The 17304-nt window shown below is 44.9% G+C and carries 12 protein-coding genes and 3 pseudogenes; 4 read left to right on the forward strand and 11 right to left on the reverse strand.

Translation table 11 applies throughout. From position 1 onward, the window contains the following. Positions 1-52 precede the first annotated feature (52 nt). On the reverse strand, positions 53-943 hold the full coding sequence (gene mmsB / locus HGD77_RS07620) for a 3-hydroxyisobutyrate dehydrogenase (protein ID WP_004280285.1): 891 nt from the start codon (positions 941-943) through the stop codon (positions 53-55). An 11-nt stretch (positions 944-954) separates the two neighbouring features. Then, a complete protein-coding gene (locus HGD77_RS07625) occupies positions 955-2484 on the reverse strand; it encodes a CoA-acylating methylmalonate-semialdehyde dehydrogenase (RefSeq protein WP_004280287.1) in 1530 nt (509 codons plus the stop codon). A gap of 177 nt (positions 2485-2661) precedes the next feature. Between HGD77_RS07625 and HGD77_RS07630 the strand changes: the two genes are divergently transcribed. Together HGD77_RS07630 and HGD77_RS07635 are read left to right on the forward strand one after the other, a co-directional pair. Next, positions 2662-3546, forward strand: coding sequence for a LysR family transcriptional regulator (locus HGD77_RS07630; RefSeq protein WP_004280289.1), 885 nt, complete (start codon positions 2662-2664; stop codon positions 3544-3546). Between the two features lie 171 nt (positions 3547-3717). Beyond that, on the forward strand, positions 3718-4395 hold the full coding sequence (locus HGD77_RS07635) for a type 1 glutamine amidotransferase domain-containing protein (RefSeq protein ID WP_004730940.1): 678 nt from the start codon (positions 3718-3720) through the stop codon (positions 4393-4395). Between the two features lie 109 nt (positions 4396-4504). On the opposite strand, the pseudogene HGD77_RS07640 reads toward HGD77_RS07635, so the two are convergent. After that, a pseudogene (locus HGD77_RS07640) lies at positions 4505-5302 on the reverse strand (AMP-binding protein); the annotation flags it as partial. Positions 5303-5304: 2 nt separating this feature from the next. Here HGD77_RS07640 and HGD77_RS07645 point away from each other — a divergent pair. After that, positions 5305-5502, forward strand: a pseudogene (locus HGD77_RS07645) (hypothetical protein); the annotation flags it as partial. On the opposite strand, the gene HGD77_RS07650 reads toward HGD77_RS07645, so the two are convergent. Next, positions 5483-6184, reverse strand: a complete 702-nt coding sequence (locus HGD77_RS07650) for an IS1 family transposase (RefSeq protein WP_004282345.1) — start codon at positions 6182-6184, stop codon at positions 5483-5485. The pseudogene HGD77_RS07645 and the gene HGD77_RS07650 overlap by 20 nt on opposite strands. Before the next feature lie 151 nt (positions 6185-6335). After that, positions 6336-7606 (reverse strand): annotated as a pseudogene (locus tag HGD77_RS07655) (MFS transporter). 356 nt (positions 7607-7962) lie between these two features. Here HGD77_RS07655 and HGD77_RS07660 point away from each other — a divergent pair. Next, the gene (locus HGD77_RS07660; RefSeq protein ID WP_004730946.1) at positions 7963-9186 is read left to right on the forward strand and encodes a CaiB/BaiF CoA transferase family protein; all 1224 of its coding nucleotides are present in this window, start codon (positions 7963-7965) and stop codon (positions 9184-9186) included. Positions 9187-9256: 70 nt separating this feature from the next. On the opposite strand, the gene HGD77_RS07665 is transcribed toward HGD77_RS07660, so the two are convergent. The 6 genes from HGD77_RS07665 to HGD77_RS07690 all read right to left on the reverse strand — a co-directional run bounded on the left by HGD77_RS07665 (position 9257) and on the right by HGD77_RS07690 (position 17286). After that, on the reverse strand, positions 9257-10939 hold the full coding sequence (locus HGD77_RS07665) for an AMP-binding protein (protein WP_004730948.1): 1683 nt from the start codon (positions 10937-10939) through the stop codon (positions 9257-9259). 76 nt (positions 10940-11015) lie between these two features. Next, a complete protein-coding gene (locus HGD77_RS07670) occupies positions 11016-12512 on the reverse strand; it encodes a flavin-containing monooxygenase (RefSeq protein WP_004730950.1) in 1497 nt (498 codons plus the stop codon). A 12-nt stretch (positions 12513-12524) separates the two neighbouring features. Continuing rightward, on the reverse strand, positions 12525-13364 hold the full coding sequence (locus tag HGD77_RS07675; protein WP_004730953.1) for an alpha/beta fold hydrolase: 840 nt from the start codon (positions 13362-13364) through the stop codon (positions 12525-12527). A 128-nt stretch (positions 13365-13492) separates the two neighbouring features. Beyond that, positions 13493-15295, reverse strand: coding sequence for an acyl-CoA dehydrogenase C-terminal domain-containing protein (locus tag HGD77_RS07680; RefSeq protein WP_004730955.1), 1803 nt, complete (start codon positions 15293-15295; stop codon positions 13493-13495). A 210-nt stretch (positions 15296-15505) separates the two neighbouring features. Further along, the gene (locus HGD77_RS07685; RefSeq protein WP_004730958.1) at positions 15506-16486 is read right to left on the reverse strand and encodes an NAD(P)H-dependent flavin oxidoreductase; all 981 of its coding nucleotides are present in this window, start codon (positions 16484-16486) and stop codon (positions 15506-15508) included. A gap of 11 nt (positions 16487-16497) precedes the next feature. Continuing rightward, positions 16498-17286 (reverse strand): enoyl-CoA hydratase-related protein, encoded by a 789-nt coding sequence (locus HGD77_RS07690; RefSeq protein ID WP_004730960.1) that lies wholly within the window; start codon positions 17284-17286, stop codon positions 16498-16500. Positions 17287-17304 lie beyond the last annotated feature (18 nt).

A 17304-nucleotide genomic window follows, 5' to 3' on the forward strand; every position in this document is an offset into this window, starting at 1 on the left:
ACAAGGTGTAATTATTGAAGCGAATCCTTGCTCCATCTGAATCTTTTAAGTTTTAAGCAGGTGGCGTGGTGTATTGATGCATGATGCTGGAGAAGTCCAGATGGGCATCGCCTTCCTGACACAGTTGTTGATAGAGTTTTTGTACCATGCTGCCCAGAACCACCGGCTGATCCACCTGTTGCGCTGCATCGACGGCCAAACCTAAATCTTTGAGCATCAATTGTGCGGCAAAGCCATCGGTATAACCTCGCGATGACGGCGCATTGGCACAAATATCGGGCCATGGATTATAAATTTCAGAACTCCAGCAACGCCCGGTAGAACTGTTGATCACGCCTGCCAGTGCCTGCGGATCAATGCCAAGTTTAGCCCCGAGTGCCATGCCTTCTGCAACGGCGGTCATGGAAATACCCAGAATCAGGTTATTACAGATTTTTGCCACCTGTCCTGTTCCCACTGCACCACAATGCACCAGATTTTTACCCATACAGCCGAGAACCGGTTTGACTGCCTCAAAGGTGGCAGCATCTGCACCGACCATGAAGGTTAAAGTGCCATCTTTGGCTCCTAAAGTACCGCCGGATACCGGTGCATCACAGACGCGAATCTGTTTGGCTTGCGCTGCTGCGGCAACCTCCTGAATGGTTTGTGGATCAATGGTGCTGCTGTCGATACATAAGCTGCCTGCTTGAAGCACCTCCAGAATACCGTGTTCACCTAAATAGACTTCACGCACATGCTTGGCGGCGGGCAACATGCTGACCACGATCTCCGCCTGCTTCGCGGCAGCTTGTGGACTGTCGCAGACGATACCGCCCACTTCTGCAAAATGCTGTAAAGCCACTGCACTTAAGTCATAACCAAAAACTTGATGACCCGACTTGAGCAGGTTTTGCGCCATAGAACCGCCCATGTTGCCTAAACCGATAAATGCAATCTTCATGCTGATGCTCCTTAACGCAGACTGATTGTGGTATTGACACCAGTGGTTTCCTGGTCATCTTCAAACCATCGGCTGGTAATGGTTTTGGTCTGGGTATAGAACTGCACCGCCTGTTTGCCATAAGGACCTAGATCACCCAGTTTTGAACCGCGTGAACCGGTAAAACTGAAGAAAGGCACAGGTACAGGAATTGGAATGTTAATGCCCACCTGACCGATATCAATCTGGTTCTGGAAGGTACGTGCCGTATTGCCATTTTGGGTAAACAGTCCAACGCCATTACCAAACGGATTGGCATTAATCAGTGCAATCGCCTGTTCCAAAGTATCGACATGCATGATCGCCAGTACCGGACCAAATACTTCTTCTTTATAAATGCGCATATCGGTCGTGACCTGATTAAAAATCGTTGGTCCGACAAAATTACCCTGTTCATAGCCTGGAACCTGCACATCACGGCCATCGAGTAGCAGTTCGGCACCCTGTTCAACACCACTGTTAATTAAATCGATGACACGCGATTTGGCACGGGTTGAAATCACTGGTCCAACATCGGTATTCGGTTCATGCCCGGCATTTACCTTTAAGGTTTTGGTTTTATTGACCAGTTCATCGACCCAGTGCTTGGTCTCACCGACCATTACCGCCACCGAAAGTGCCATACAACGCTGACCTGCTGCACCAAAAGCTGCACCGACCAACGCATTTAAGGTCTGTTCTTTATTCGCATCTGGCATTACCACGACATGGTTTTTAGCGCCCATCATAGACTGCACACGCTTGCCGTGCTGGCCTGCCAGGTTATAGACATGCGTACCGACCGCGGTTGAACCAACAAAAGAAATCGCTTTAATGTCGCGATGGGTACACAGTAAATCGACCACTTCTTTGCCGCCATGTACTACATTCAGTACGCCAGCCGGTACACCGGCTTGAATCGCTAACTCAACCAGCATCATGGTCGATAGCGGATCCTGTTCTGAGGGTTTTAATACAAAGGTATTGCCGCAGACAATCGCCATCGGGAACATCCACAGTGGAATCATCGCCGGAAAGTTAAACGGGGTAATTCCTGCACAGACACCCAAGGGTTGCTGCAAGGTATAGGTATCGACACCGCGTGCCACACCTTCAATATACTCACCCATTTGTAGTGAACCGATCGAACAGGCATGCTCCACCACTTCCAGACCGCGCTGAATATCACCTTCGGCATCGGCCAGAGTTTTCCCCTGTTCTGCTGTTAAGACCTGGGCAATACTTTTTAGGTTTGTACGAATCAGATCCTGCAGCTTCAGCATGATGCGCATGCGTGCCTGGATCGGGGTTTGGCGCCAGCTGGTAAAGGCATTTTGCGCAGCCGCAATCGCAGCATTGACTTCTTCTGTAGTAGCAAATGGCACCTGCCCCAAGACTTCCTGAGTGGCAGGATTAACAATATCTTGCCAATGGCTGGTTTTTGATTCGACAAATTCACCATTAATGAGAAGTTTTGCGGTGGTGAATCCGGTACTTTGCTGTGGATGAGAAATGGCGTTCATGGTCGCTCCGTGCTGGTTTGTTATTGTCGTTGTATTTGCCTTTACTGGCTTTTATTTAACGTATAATTTTTACGCTGTTTCAGCAGACTAACAAAGAACACTTTGACCACCAATAGAAAATGATGCACGATGATTGTGCAAATTTGCACAGGGATTTAACAGGATGTTAAATAGAAGATGAAAGTGGATTGGGATCATTTACGTTTCTTTTTAGTTTTGGCACGTGCTAAAACGCTTACCAATGCAGCACGCTTGATTGGGGTTGAACACAGTACCGTGGCACGGCGGATTCAGGCCCTGGAAAATACCCTCGGTACTCAACTGTTTAAGCGCGAAGCCACCGGTTATGAACTGACCTCGGAAGGTCTGGCACTGGTACCGCGTGTGGAACAGATGGAGCAGTCCTTTATCCAGATTGACAAGCGCCACGACCCTTTGCAAGGTCGGGTCCGGATTGGTGCGCCAGAAGGTTTTGGTACGGCATTTTTAGCCCGTCTTTTGGCAGAATTTTCCCAGCATTATCCTTTGCTGACCATTGACCTGATTCCGGTACCGAAAGCGATCAAACTTTCACATCGAGAAGCCGATATTGTGATCGCGATTGACCGGCCCAAATCTGGCCCCTATATCATTACTCGTTTGTCTAACTACTGCCTGAAACTGTATGGCAGCCAGCATTATTTACAGCAAAATCCGGAAATTAAAAAACTGGAAGACCTCCAGCAGCACCGTTTTGTCGATTATATTGATGATCTCGTCTATAGCACTGCACTGTATTCGCTGGAGCGTCTTCCCTTGCAGGTCAGTGCCTGTTTTCGCAGTAATAGTATTCTGGCGCAGGAAATTGCGGTTCGTGCAGGTGCTGGACTGGCCATTTTGCCGAAATTTCTGGTCAATGATAAAAGTGAACTGAAAGAGGTGCTGGGTCAGCAGCTCAGTTTTACCCACACTTTCTGGATGCTGACGCTGGTCGATCTGCAACATGAACCAAAAATAAAACTGGTCTGGGATTTCCTGCGCAAGCAGGCTGATCTTCAGCAAGACCTGTTAATGGGCAGATGAGAGATCTTGAATAAACTGTTCACGTTGCAAGCCTATACACCTTAGTTAAATCAACTGAAACAACAACGTATCGATACAGCAAATGAACGTATCACAACACTCCTGATCTCTGTGACTTGTTAAATTAACAGTCGATCATTCACGATGTTTAACGAGCTACAGGAAAATAATATGAAAATCTTGATGGTACTGACTTCACATGACCAGCTTGGCGATACCGGCAAAAAAACCGGCTTCTGGCTGGAAGAGTTGGCTGCGCCTTATTACACCTTTGTCGATGCAGGCGCAGAGGTAGTTTTGGCTTCTCCTGCAGGTGGTCAGCCACCGCTAGATCCAAAAAGTAATGAGCCGGATGCGCAAACCGAAACCACCAAACGCTTTGAAGCAGATGCATCGGCCATGCAGGCTCTTGCCAATACACACAAGTTGGGTGAAGTCTTAAATCAGGATTTTGATGCCGTGTTCTATCCGGGTGGTCATGGACCGCTATGGGATCTGGCCAAAGACCAGAATTCCATTTCTTTAATTGAGCAAACCTTGCAGGCAGATAAACCTGTTGCGCTGGTCTGTCATGCTCCGGGTGTCCTGCGTGATGTGAAAGATTCCGAAGGCCGTTCTATTGTAGAAGGCAAAACAGTCACCGGTTTCAGTAACACTGAAGAAGACGGCGTGGGTTTGACAGACATCGTTCCGTTTTTAGTTGAAGACATGCTGAAAGAAAAAGGTGGGAAATATTCCAAAGCTGAGGACTGGCAGGTATACGTGCAACAAGATGGTCTGCTCATTACTGGACAAAACCCGGCCTCTTCTGCTGCAACGGCTGAAGTCTTATTAAAATTATTAAAATAGACGTGATTCTAAAGTTTGCATTAAACCTTTAGATCATTTTCTTTGAAAAAGAAAAACCCTGAATAAGGCAATATTATTCAGGGTTTAATTTATCTATTTATTCCCAGATTTAGTTCGCTTCAACTGTCGTTGAGGCAATATGCTGAGCCAGTAATTCTCTGAGTTTAAATTTCTGGATTTTTCCCGATGGCGTCATCGGAATATCCTCCCAGATTTCCAAACGTTCCGGAAGATATTGCATGGCCAGATTATGAGTTTTTAGAAAATCTACCAGTTCATTAAAACTTAACGGCTGTGACGGATCTTTCAGCTTGATGATTGCACAAGCACGCTCGCCCATTCGCTCATCTGCATAAGCGACCAAAGCTACTGTTGCAATATTCGGATGCTTATAAAGTAGTGATTCAATTTCCGCGACCGGAATATTTTCTCCGCCACGGATAATTACATCCTTTTTACGTCCACAAATCCGGATATAGCCCTGCTCGTAATGTGGACGTTTTAAATAACCGCCAAAATTTGAACAGGTGCGGATCATCAAACGCCCGGATTCATTCACGGCTTTGGTCTGACCTTTTTTATCCACGATCTTGATTTCCACACCTGGCAAAGCGATGCCATCAGTATTGAAAGAGTGTTCATCCTCATCTTCAGGTCGGGTCAGCGTCACTGCACCACATTCGGTCATACCCCAAGCGGATATGACTTTAATGCCCAGAATTTCCCGGGCTTTTTGTACCAATGGCCCCGGAATGGGTGCATCAGCACACAGGAAAATTTTTAGTGAATCAACCTTGTCATGCTGTTCCGCCAGGGTATTGGACAGGTCATTCAGGAATGGGGTCGAGGCCATGGTGAAATTCACCTGATGCTGATGAATTAGATCCACTGCTTTGGCTACATCCCAGCTTGGACACATGGGACAACTTGCAAGCTGATTTCTTTGATTTTTATGGTCAGGCCTTAAATAAGCTGGCTTTTGATGATGTGGTTACCCTAATTCATCTGCTCAATAAAGTAAATGATGGTTTAAAAAGTATTCATCTGCATAAAGAAACGGGGTGGTGTTTCAAAAAGTATGCTGGCGTTAAACAAATCCGTTATTAAGGTAAAAGAAAGTCAAATCAAAGGCTTTAAAATGATTTTCGAGCTTTTTAGAAAAGTTGCAACTTCTCCTAAATCCACGCCTGATTCGATGACGAATTCTACAATTGTTACCTTCAATACCGACGGTAAAAAACTTACCGATCACTTGCTTGCAACATTGAAATGCTGTGATAAAACTATCCCAATGATCACTCGCAATTCGAGCATATTGAACCCCAAGCTTTTTAAGTCTAGCTTTAAGACGTTGAACCGTTGCTAAATCCCGCTTACCCCAAACATAAGCAACAATTTCTCCAGATTCTCGATGGTAGGCATAAATAAGCCATTGTTTATTTTTCTTATTCCCTACAAAAGTCCAAAGTTCATCGACTTCAAGACATTCGTAGTGGCTTTGTTTAGGCTGAATCTGATAGATCGATTCACTTAAGGTTCGTAATACCTTGCCAATGCTGATACGCTCGACTTCAGCAATATCTCTTACACCGCTTCCTCTGACCATTAAATGTAATATCTTGCCGGTAATACCTGAGTTACACCCTTGATAGCTTAATGCATGATCACCAATAAATTGACGTTTGCAATCTTTGCACTGATGGTTTTGTTTCCCATCTACTTTGATGCCATTTCTCTTTATATTGTTACTTAGACAGGTAGGACATTTGATTTGTAGCGTTATTTTCATACCTCTATTTTATCAAAAGCCATATTGTTTTTTTCAGCATACTTTTTGAAACACCACCAGAAACGGATCAGGAATAAACAAATAGAAATATAGCTTTAATTGAAGAATATAAAAAAGAGCCTGAATTCAGGCTCTTTTTTATAAATTGAAATTATGCCTTTTGTGGATCGTATTGACGGTCTTTAATGAATATCCCGGACACTGCGCCACACAAGAAATAGGCACCCCCATAATCAGGAAGCCTAAGCCAATTGAACCACCGCTGGCTGCCGCGCCAATAATTGCAGGGGCAAACATGGCGCCGATACGACCTGCATTATAAGCACCGCCTACCGCAGTACCACGAATCGAGGTGGCGAAGCTTTCTGTCATATAAGTGGCATTAATCGCATATGGAATGCCGTATAGGAATCCAAAGAATATCAGCAGATAGGCAATGTTATCTGGCGTATTGAATAGCACAATCACGGGCAGGAAAATCGCCGTTCCAATTGCTCCAAACGAAAAGACAGCGCGTCTACCCAGACGGTCTGCGGCAAAGCCCGCCAGAATTTTTCCGAAAATCATGGCTACATAGGTACCAATCATATAGCCTGCCATGGATTTAAAATTCATGTGCAATTCAGATTCCAGATATGCCGGCATCCAGTTGTTTACGCCATAGTAGCCAAATTGCAGAAAACCGGCCGTAAAGATCCACAAAATAAACATTCTACGATTCGCAGGATCCGCGAAAATCTCTTTGACTGTGCTTTTTTTGGCGGGTTGCTGTGCTGTGATTTCAGCTGGGGCATATAGACGCTGCAAACGTGCACGCTGCCAGGATTCTGGCTCAGGAACCAGTTTCTGGATAAAAATCGCCATAACCGAGGGAATAATGGCAATAAAAAACAGGGTTCGCCAGCCATATTCTGGAATGATCCAGCCTGCCAGTACAGTGGCCACAATATAACCGACGGTCCATCCTGCCTGTAAGGTACCTAAAACCGTGGTGCGATATTCAGTTGGAACATATTCAGCCATGAGCGTATTGGCTGCAATATATAAAGAGCCTATGCCAAAGGCAGAAAGAAAGCGTAAAACAGCAAATTGTTCAAAGTTCTGTGCAAAGCCTAAGGCTGCGGTCAATATGGAAAATACCAGAATCGAAATGACTACGGTACGTACACGGCCCAGACGGTCACAGGCCCAGCCACCCATAAAGCCACCAATCGCCATACCTGCTAAGGTAAAACTGCCTAGTGTACCGGCCTGCAGATTACTGAGACCAAACTCTGCTTTCAGGCTATTTAAACTGAAAGACAGCAGCAACATGTCCGCGCCATCTACCAGTAAAGCCAGAAAGGCGAAAATAAAAGCAATTTGCTGCGTTCGTTTGGTCGTAGGTTTAATCTTTTCTAATTCTCTCGCTAAATCCGTCATATTTAAATCTCTGTTTTCCTATCCTTAGGTTTTCATGATCTTTTATATTTAAAGCTATTCCGCTAATGAATATGCTTTAAGGCTAATCCGTTTTTAATTCACTTGATTGACTCCTTTTTTAATCCTGTCTGGGAGATCGCTTTTTCCTTTTTATCAGTGACCTCTTGTTCTTCGTTCATACTTATATTTGCATCAGGCTAAAGAAAATAAGATGAATATTCATCATTTCAGATGTTTTATTTTGTTATACGAAATTTATTATCATAAAGTTGATTGTTCTTTCATTTTCATATAGCTTTAAAAAGAGGGATAAGAACGATATGTCATTTGAATATGATCGAACAGGGAGCGTAATAATGGGTGCCTTAACAGGATTTCGTGTACTGGATTTAAGCCGGATTTTGGCTGGGCCCTGGTGTAGCCAGATTCTGGCTGATCTGGGTGCAGAAGTGATCAAGATTGAAAAACCGGATCATGGGGATGATACCCGTATCTGGGGACCACCTTGGCTTAAAAACAATCACCAGCAAGATACCCATGAATCGGCTTATTACCTGTCAGCCAACCGTGGCAAGCATTCGGTTGCAATCGATTTATCTACACCTGAAGGTCAAAGTATTATCAAAAAACTTGCTGAACAGAGTGATGTAGTCATTGAAAACTATAAAGCCGGTTCGTTGAAACGATATGGGCTGGATTATGAAAGTCTGAGCCAGCTAAATCCGCGACTGGTATATTGTTCCATTACCGGTTTTGGCCAGAACGGTCCGCGTGCGCAAGAGCCGGGCTATGATTTTATCGTTCAGGGAATGGGTGGCATGATGAGTGTCACTGGCGAACGTGATGACCTGCCCGGTGGTGGCCCACAAAAAGCGGGTCTGGCCTTTGCCGATTTGACCACCGGCTTATATGCCGCAATTGCCATTCAGGCGGCTTTGTTGTCCCGTGAGAAAACCGGTGAAGGTCAGTATATTGATATGGCGCTGCTGGATACCCAGGTTGCTTCCCTCTCTGTTCTGGCCATGAATTATCTCACCTCAGGCAAAGTCCCCGGTCGCTTCGGAAATGCACATGCCAATATTGTGCCCTATCAGGTGTTTAAAGCCCAAGAAGGTGAATTTATTATTGCCTGTGGCAACGATCTGCAATTTCAAGCTTTGTGTCAGGCCGTTGGTTTGACTAAGGAGGCAGAAGATCCTCGCTTCTTGAAAAATTCTGGGCGTGTTACACATCGTGAAGAACTGACCACAGTTCTACAGGCTCATTTCTATACTCGACCGGCAAAAACCTGGGTGGATCTGATTCATGCGGTTAAAGTACCGGTAGGAATGATCAATGACCTGAAACAGACTTTGCAAGAAGAACAGGTATTGGCACGTGATATGGTGATTCAGATGCCGCATACCTTACGTGAAGATTACACTTCAATCGGTTCTCCGATTAAACTTTCCAAGACACCGGTAGAATATAAAAAGGCCCCACCTTGTCTGGGTGAAGATACCGATGCCATTTTGAGTCAATATTTAAGTTCTGCTGAAATAGAAGAACTAAAAAGCAAAAAAATCATCCAGCAGCGATAAGCCTGCAAGCAGTAAAAAAGGAATCTTTCGATTCCTTTTTTACTTTAAAGATAATGGATTAGATCATTCCTTAACAGGCCTTAGCGCTGGGCTGAACATTACGAGGCAGTTCACGACGCAGAATTTTGCCTACTGCAGACTTTGGTAGTTCGGACACAAATTCAATGAATTTCGGCAGTTTATAACTGGTCAGTTGCTGCTTCAGATAAGTCATGACTTCATCTTGGGTCAGAGTTTCATCCTGTTTCACAATAAATGCCTTGGGTACCTGTCCAGATTTTTCATCATCAATACCAATCACTGCACATTCCAGTATATTAGGATGTTTGGACAGTACGCCTTCCAGCTCATTGGGATAAACATTAAATCCGGACACCAGAATCATGTCTTTTTTGCGGTCCAGAATGGTGATATAGCCTTGTTCGTCCATACAACCGATATCACCTGTCAGGAAGTAACCATCTTTGGTAAATACCTGTGCTGTTGCTTCCGGTTGCTGCCAGTATCCTTTCATCACCTGTGGACCACGTATGGCGATTTCTCCAGCCTGATTAAGCTCTACAGGTTCTCCTTCATCATTCAGAATCAGAATTTCAGTCCCTGCCAATGGCAAGCCAATCGTGCCACTAAATCGCCGGCTTAAAGGAGGGTTAAAAGTTGCAGTTGGTGAGGTTTCAGAAAGTCCGTAGCCTTCATAAATCTGGCAGCCTGTAACCTCATGCCATAACTCTGCCGTATTTTTCAGAATAGATGCTCCTCCGCCGGTTGTGGTTTTCAGGCTTGAATGATCCAGTTCACGAAAATGTGAATGATGCGCCAAGGCATTAAACATGGTATTCACACCCGGAAAAACGGTCGGTGGATGTTTCTGGTATTGATCTACCAAAGCATCCAGATCTCTCGGATTTGGAATCAGAACATTGGCGAAACCACGGCTTAAACCATAACTGAACAGGCAGATGGTAAATCCATAAATGTGATACAGCGGCAAGGCACAGAATACATATTCATTTTCAGTGGCATAGCGGTCACCAAAATGGCTGATAAATACGGTACTGTTCTGGGCGATATTAAATAAAATATTGCGATGGCTCAGTTCTGCACCTTTAGAAACACCTGTGGTACCTCCCGTGTATTGCAGAATGACCGTATCTTCCTGATGCTGTACAGGTGTTTTGAAATCAATAATTTCTACCTGATTTATTGCCTGCCTAAAGTCAAAGAACTGTTTATCCGGATATTGTGTTGCCTGACTATAAATAGCACTTTGCTGCTCTTGAATAAAATCTGGCGAATGCGTCGAAATAACATATTTGAGTTGAGGACATTCCTCTAATGCTGTTAATTGCTCCAAAGTCTGTCCAAGGATAATCAAGGCTTCTGCACCTGAATCCTGTAGCTGATGATAGAGCTCGCGCTGGGTGTACATGGGGTTGACATTGACCAGCACATAACCGGCCCGAATAATGGCAAAGGTCGCGATTGGATATTGAATAATATTCGGTAACATCACCGCAATACGGCTGCCAGCAGTCAGCCCAAGACTCTGTAAATAGCTAGCCAGTTTCTGGCTATACACATCGATATCGTGATAGCTGAATTTGCGATCCAGATAAAAAAATGCTGTTTTATCCTGAAATTTTACCAAATTCTCAGCAATTGTCGTGCTCAGGGTTTTCTCAGGATCTGGCCGGGTAAACTCCGGATTAATGTTCCACTTTTTATATTCTTCCATCCATGGCTGAATGCTCATGACTATACTCCTGTCCTGGATTTACATTTATTTTGTATTATTTAAACCATAAGATTTTGATTTTAATTAAATATTTTTAAACCACTTTCTGCTGTCTCGATTCAATATACTGATAGTGATAACTGCTACGAATAAAATGCTGATTTTTATCTCTAAATGAGTGAGCATAATCCGGCCAGACCAAAGTCAGCTTGCGACTGACCGGGTCCAGATACCAGCTTTTACAGCTTTCCGATAACCAGACACTACCTTGCGAAAGCTGCTGTAGCTCCTGCATATAGCTATTTTCAGCTTCTTGATCTGCTTCAAAGACCTGAATCTGTTCCTGCTCAAAAAACTGCAAGGCATCCAGCACCAGATCAAACTGGGTTTCCAGAAAATAAAGTGCTGAATTATGTCCACTGCCTGTATTTGGCCCATTCAGGATGAACAGGTTTGGAAAGTTGTGTACGGTCGTTGACTGATAACCCTGCATACCGCTGGACCATTGCTGCTCCAGGCTTAAACCCTGTTTACCCACCACCTTTGCGGCATAGGGTGGACGTGCCGCTTCAAATCCTGTCGCAAATACGCTGATATCTGCAGAAAATTTATTTCCAGCCTGGCTTAATACACCGTCTTTCATAACTTCTGCCAATGCTGAGTCTTCAAGTGTGACATTTGGTTTTAGAAAAGTCGGATAATAATCATTAGAAAGCAATAAGCGCTTACAACCAGGTTCATAATTCGGCGTAAGTTTGCGCTGTAATTCAGGATCTGAAATCTGATGTTTTAAGAATTGCAGGCAGTTTTTCTTGACCCGCTCAATCTGGCTTTTCAGATTACGGCGTTGGGCAAAATTGTATTCATTGCCCCAGAACAAGGAATGTCTGAGGGCCGACATACTGTCCGGATCTTTGCGGAAAAGCTGTTTTTCTGACTCAGAATAAGCTCGGTCTGGTCGGGGCAAAATATATGGCGCACTACGTTGCAAGACGGTCAGGCTTTTGGCTGTTTTGGAAATTTCCGGCACAAGCTGGATGGCAGAAGCACCAGAACCCACCACAACGACATGTTGATTTTCCAGATTCAGCTCGTGGTTCCAGCGCGCGGAATGCATCACTTGGCCTTCAAATTCTTCCAGCCCCGGAATTTTCGGGAGATGCTCATCTGCCAGATGCCCGGTTGCGGTAATTAAAATCTCAGCCTGATACAGACCTATAGAGGTGTGAATTTCCCAGATGCGTTCTCGTGCATTCCAGCTGGCCTTTTCCAGTTGGGTATGAAAATTAATATGGGGCCGGATATTTTCCTGATCACAGCATTGAATTAAATAGCGCTGAATTTCTACCCTTTGTGGAAAGACACGCGACCAGTTGGGATTTTTAATAAACGAGAAAGAATATAAATGGGAAGGTACATCACAGGCGACTCCGGGATAGGTATTGTCACGCCAAGTACCGCCCACTTCTGCTGCACGTTCAATGATTTTAAAATCGTGGATGCCCTGCTGTTTAAGGCGGATTGCCATTCCCAAACCACCAAAACCGCTGCCTACAATTAGAATCTTGCTGCGCTGTCCTTTAGCTTGCATTATTTATCTCCTTTAAGGCATATAAGGCTGGATTTTTTGATTCACCGGATATTGTTCTGGATGCTGGCTAAACTGGTTTACCAGTTGCACCACTTCGGCTGGCGCTTCGACATAGAGCGCATGTCCTGAAGAAATTTCGATATAGCGACTGTTCGAAATTGAAGCAAACAGCAGTTTAGCTTGCGCTACAGGCACCATGCGGTCTTCACGACAGGCAACGACTAGAGTCTCTGCACAGATGTCAGATAAAGCTGATGTAATATCAATGCGATAATTCAGTTCACGCTGTTTGGCTGCATCTTGGGATGGTTTAACAAAGCGTGCCAGATCCAGCACCTGCTGTTCGCTTCGTGCAGACAGATAATCATCGCTATACAGGCAATAATTGACAAAATGAGGCAAGGCCGCAGATTGTTCAGTAAATAACTGTTGCCAGATAACGGTACGCAGTTGTTGCACCGAGCTAGTTTTGGCCCAACCGGCTAACAGGATCAAACGCGCTACGCGCTGTTTTAAACTGGCTGCTACTTGTGCAGCAATCACTGCACCGAGTGAATAGCCTACCACTGTAATGATTTCATCTTTTGCAACTGCATGCTGAATCAATGCTTCAACCTGTTGGCTAAAATCAGTCACCGCCAGATCGGCTTTATCGGGGGTATGCAAATCAATGGATAAAACCCGCTGATGAATACCCAGCATCGGAAAAATATAGCTGAAATGCTTGTCGGTATTTCCACCGGTGCCATGAATCAAAATAATAGTCGGAAATGCAGAACGCTGTCCGACTTCATGAAAATTAAGCTGCAGATCAGCATAAGGACACTGTCGAGTAATCATGTCTAAATCCATATAGACTCCTGATCTTGTTGTTTTATGGTTTATTCAATATCCGAGAATAAATCTCAATATTTGAATTGGGTGAGGATGCAAAAATTATTAAAAAAGACCCACGACACGAGTATCGTGGGTCAAAAGGTTTAATCGAATTTGAACTCTTCAGGTTCAAGTAAAAACAGGCTTTCACCGCCCGCCTGAATATTGGCAAAGTGGGTTGAAGTTCTTGGCAAAATACGCGCAAAGAAGAATTGTGCAGTTTTGATCTTGGCTGCATAGAACGGATCAGTATTGCCTTCTTCAATTTTCTGCTGCGCAGTAATTGCCATCTTCAGCCACAAATAAGCGGACACGACATAACCAGAGAAATATAGGTAGTCAACTGATGCTGCCCCAATTTCATTGGCAGACTGTTGAGCCTGCTCCTGAATGGTTCTGGTTAATTTCAGCCATTGTTCAGTCAACTGGCTGACTTGTGCAACTTGCTGGCTGAACTGGATATGTTGCTGATGCTCTTTTACAAAGCCCTGAATTTCATCGGTTAATGCGGTCAGCAAACCCAATTTTGAGCCCAGCACTTTACGCGCCAGCAAGTCAATGGACTGAATTTCAGTAGTTCCTTCATAGAGGCTGGCAATACGTGCATCACGGGCAATCTGTTCCATGCCATGTTCAGCAATATAACCGTGACCACCGAAAATCTGCATACCATGTTTAGCCGCTTCTATGCCGGTTTCGGTCATTAATGCTTTGGCAATAGGGGTTAATAATGCTAGACGGTCTTCAGCTGCTTTCTTTTCTTCCGGGCTGTCAGTGGCTTCAGCGATATCGGCATAGGTCGCCAGATAATATGCAAGTGCACGTGAACCTTCTGCAAACACCTTTTGAGTCAGCAGCATGTTACGTACTGCCGGATGCACGATAATCGGATCTGCAGGCTGGCCTGGCACTTTTGCACCTTCAAGAGAACGCATCGCCAGACGGTCTTTGGCATAAGCCAATGCCCCCTGATAAGAAGATTCTGCTGCTGCCAAGCCTTGAATAGCTGTACCGATACGTGCCGAGTTCATAAAGGTAAACATGCAGTTCAGACCGCGATTTTCAGGCCCAATCAGGAAACCTTTGGCATTATCAAAATTCAGCACACAGGTCGCATTGCCGTGAATGCCCATCTTGTGTTCAATGGCGCTACACACCACACCATTACGGGAAGCCACATTACCTGCTTCATCCAGATTGTATTTCGGCACAATAAACAGCGAAATACCTTTGGTTCCCGCAGGTGCATCTGGCAAACGTGCCAGTACGATATGCACGATATTTTCAGCCAGGTCATGTTCACCGGCTGAGATAAAGATTTTCTCACCGCTGATGCTATAGCTACCGTCTTCATTTGGCACAGCTTTGGTACGAATCAGGCCAAGATCAGAGCCGGCATGAGATTCAGTCAAGCACATGGTTCCAGTCCAGCGGCCTGCAATTAAAGGTACCAGGAATTTCTGTTTCTGTTCATCGCTACCGTGGTGCTCTAAAGTACGCATGGCACCATGGGACAGGCCTGGGTACATGCCCCAAGACCAGTTCGTTGCGGTAATAATTTCAGAAATGGCAATACGGTATAAGGTCGGGAAGCCCTGACCGCCATATGCTTCGTCACCAGTTAATGAGGTAAAGCCGAGTTCTACATATTTGTCATAAGCTGCTTTAAACCCATCCGGGGTGGTTACGACGCCATCCTGCAAACGGCAACCCTGCTGGTCGCCTGTCGCATTAATCGGTAGAAGTTCGTTTTGGCAAAAGTCCGCAGCGACTTCCAGATATTGCTCCATAATATCCATAGAAACCTTGTCTGCGAATTTTGCATAGCCCTGATATTTCTGTTCAACGTTTAACAGGTCTTTCAGGACAAACTTCATGTCTTTTAATGGCGCAATATAATTTCTCATCGTAATTCCCTTGTATGAGTTCTAATTTGTATATTTATGACAATTAATTTCATAATACGAAATTATGTTTTAAATCCACTATAATATAATTTAAAGAATAAAATCTAGTCATTCGATGAAATTTCCCATTTAAAAATAAAAAATATACAGGATGAAAAAAGCCATTCATGGTGGAATGGCTTTTCTATTCAGCGACTTCACTAAAGTTGATTAACGTGGAAAAAATTGAGCTAAACGTTGCTGAACAATCTGCTCTGCCTCCTGCATGATATTTTCGATCAGCGCCTGACAAGTCGGAATGTCATGAATCAATCCCATCACTTGACCTGCAGTCAGTACACCAGCATCAATATCGCCATTTTCTAAAGCGAGCTTGCCTTTTAAACCGCTGACATAGGGACGAATCTGTTCAAATTGCAGGTTTGGATCTTCACTCATTTTCACCACAAGATCAGATACCGCATTTTTGGCAACACGGGCAGTATTCCTGAACTGTCGATACAGCAGATGTGTCGCCCTTTCATCATTATCGACATAGAACTGTTTGATGTTTGAATGGATCGGCGCTTCCTGAGTCGCACAAAAGCGTGTACCCATATTGATGCCTTCAGCACCTAAAGCCAAAGCTGCGACCAGACCACGGCCATCAGCAAAACCGCCACTGGCCACAATCGGCACAGTAAGCTGATCCGCAGCGGCAGGAATTAAAATCAGGCCAGGAATATCGTCTTCACCCGGATGGCCCGCACATTCAAAACCATCAATCGAAATGATATCCGCACCGATTCTTTGTGCTGAAAGCGCATGACGGACGGAAGTACATTTATGAATGACAATAATGCCGTGTTGCTTAAACGCCTCAATATGTTCATGTGGCTTGTTGCCTGCTGTTTCTACGATTTTGATACCGCTTTCAATGATCGCCTGTCGGTATTCTGCATATGGCGGCGGATTCACAGCGGGCAATAAAGTCAGATTGACCGCAAAAGGCTGATCGGTCATTTCTCGGCAGCGTGCAATTTCCTTGACCAAGGCTTCAGGCGTCGGTTGAGTCAATGCCGTTAATGTTCCCAAGCCACCTGCATTAGATACGGCACTGGCCATTTCTGCGGTACCGACCCACATCATGCCGCCCTGAATAATTGGATAGCGAATGCCTAAAAGCTCGGTAATACGGGTCTGAATTTTCATAAATGCTCTCCTTAGCATCCGGTAAATTGTGCAGGGCGTTTTTCGACAAAAGCCTGGACACCTTCTTTATAGTCCTGACTGCTCAGAGCCCGATATTGCAGGTTTTGTTCCAGCTCCAGTTGCTGGTCTATGTTATTTTCAGCACTGCGTTGCAAGGCCTGTTTGGTTAAAGCCAGCGCATAAGTCGGCTGTTGAGATAATCGGTGTGCAATGTCGTCGATATAAGCATCAAATTCTGTATCTGGAAGCATTTTCCAGATCATGCCCATTTCAGCGGCCTCTTTGGCATACACCGGTTCCCCCAGAAAAGTAAGTGCCATGGCACGTGCATAACCGATTAAACGTGGCAACATCCAGGTGCCACCGGCATCAGGAATCAAGCCAATTTTAGAAAAGGCCTGAATAAATCGGGCACTTTCCTTGGCAATGACCAGATCACAGGCCAGCGCGATATTGGCACCTGCACCAGCAGCCACACCATTCACTGCTGCGATTACCGGTTTGGGACTCTGGCGGATCAGATTAATCAAGGGATTATAGTATTTGGCCAGCGAGCCTTGCGGTGGCAAAGGCACATTGCCGAGCTGTCCAGCACGTTCTTTTAAATCCTGTCCCGCTGAAAATGCCCGGCCATTACCGCGAATCACAATTACCCGAATATTCGGATCTGTATTCCAGTTTTTCAGCACCTGTTGCACTTCCTCATGCATTTGCTGGTTAAAACTGTTGAGTGAATCCGCGCGGTTAAAGCTTAAGGTTGCGACGCCTTGCTGAACCTGAGTTTGAATCGTTTCCCACATCATTAATTTCCTTATTTT

It is taken from the genome of Acinetobacter sp. NEB149 (assembly GCF_012516415.1).
Classification (GTDB): Bacteria; Pseudomonadota; Gammaproteobacteria; order Pseudomonadales; family Moraxellaceae; genus Acinetobacter; species Acinetobacter lwoffii_V.

Excerpts from the sequence above, each read along its gene's own strand:
- mmsB (WP_004280285.1), bottom strand. The coding sequence starts at position 943 with ATGAAGATTGCATTTATCGGTTTAGGCAACATGGGCGGTTCTATGGCG.
- HGD77_RS07625 (WP_004280287.1), bottom strand. The coding sequence starts at position 2,484 with ATGAACGCCATTTCTCATCCACAGCAAAGTACCGGATTCACCACCGCA.
- HGD77_RS07630 (WP_004280289.1), top strand. The coding sequence starts at position 2,662 with ATGAAAGTGGATTGGGATCATTTACGTTTCTTTTTAGTTTTGGCACGT.
- HGD77_RS07635 (WP_004730940.1), top strand. The coding sequence starts at position 3,718 with ATGAAAATCTTGATGGTACTGACTTCACATGACCAGCTTGGCGATACC.
- HGD77_RS07650 (WP_004282345.1), bottom strand. The coding sequence starts at position 6,184 with ATGAAAATAACGCTACAAATCAAATGTCCTACCTGTCTAAGTAACAAT.
- HGD77_RS07660 (WP_004730946.1), top strand. The coding sequence starts at position 7,963 with ATGGGTGCCTTAACAGGATTTCGTGTACTGGATTTAAGCCGGATTTTG.
- HGD77_RS07665 (WP_004730948.1), bottom strand. The coding sequence starts at position 10,939 with ATGAGCATTCAGCCATGGATGGAAGAATATAAAAAGTGGAACATTAAT.
- HGD77_RS07670 (WP_004730950.1), bottom strand. The coding sequence starts at position 12,512 with ATGCAAGCTAAAGGACAGCGCAGCAAGATTCTAATTGTAGGCAGCGGT.
- HGD77_RS07675 (WP_004730953.1), bottom strand. The coding sequence starts at position 13,364 with ATGGATTTAGACATGATTACTCGACAGTGTCCTTATGCTGATCTGCAG.
- HGD77_RS07680 (WP_004730955.1), bottom strand. The coding sequence starts at position 15,295 with ATGAGAAATTATATTGCGCCATTAAAAGACATGAAGTTTGTCCTGAAA.
- HGD77_RS07685 (WP_004730958.1), bottom strand. The coding sequence starts at position 16,486 with ATGAAAATTCAGACCCGTATTACCGAGCTTTTAGGCATTCGCTATCCA.
- HGD77_RS07690 (WP_004730960.1), bottom strand. The coding sequence starts at position 17,286 with ATGTGGGAAACGATTCAAACTCAGGTTCAGCAAGGCGTCGCAACCTTA.